At 42.9% G+C, this 569-nt stretch carries 2 protein-coding genes; both read left to right on the plus strand.

Translation table 11 applies throughout. The annotated features are described in order from the left end of the window. The first annotated feature begins 73 nt into the window (after positions 1 to 73). On the plus strand, positions 74 to 328 hold the full coding sequence (locus tag INT19_RS01945) for a curlin repeat-containing protein (RefSeq protein WP_319022174.1): 255 nt from the start codon (positions 74 to 76) through the stop codon (positions 326 to 328). A gap of 60 nt (positions 329 to 388) precedes the next feature. Further along, positions 389 to 529 (plus strand): hypothetical protein, encoded by a 141-nt coding sequence (locus INT19_RS01950; protein WP_193059515.1) that lies wholly within the window; start codon positions 389 to 391, stop codon positions 527 to 529. Positions 530 to 569 lie beyond the last annotated feature (40 nt).

Consider the following 569-nt stretch of genomic DNA (forward strand, 5'->3'; position numbering starts at 1 on the left):
ATTACGGAAAAAGTAACTCGATAACTTTTGCATAACCACTTATCAGCTTTCTAATTTTGCCTATATCGATCAAATCGGCAATGGTAATCAAGCAAGCATAATGCAAAGTAACGGAAATAATACCGGAATTATTTGGCAAGTGGGCGATGACAACACCGCCTCTATTAATCAGCAAGGTAATAGTTCCTCATTTAAAGCTGACATTTATCAAAATGGATTTAAAGGTGACGTTTCAATTTCGCAATCGGGCAGTGGCTTACGTGGTGTGAGTGTCCAGCAACAAAACCTTTCGGGCAATGCACGACCAGTCACTATCGATACCTACTGAGTCGCCAGCTGCTTCTCAGTAAACAACCAAAGCAAGTCGATCGAAAAAAGGGGAAACACCATGAAAACTCAAATGACCGTTATCGCTGCTGCTGTTGCAATGGCTGTTAGTTTCTCTAGCCAAGCGCGTGACTTTGATAACTCTACAACAAATCCTGCTGCTAATGCAGGCTCAAACCCTGCGTTTGTAAACCAGCAGTAAGCGTTCATCCTACGACGTAGTTGACCTACTTCACGTCACG

The organism is Halomonas sp. 3A7M (assembly GCF_014897875.1).
In the GTDB taxonomy this organism is placed as follows: Bacteria; Pseudomonadota; Gammaproteobacteria; order Pseudomonadales; family Halomonadaceae; genus Vreelandella.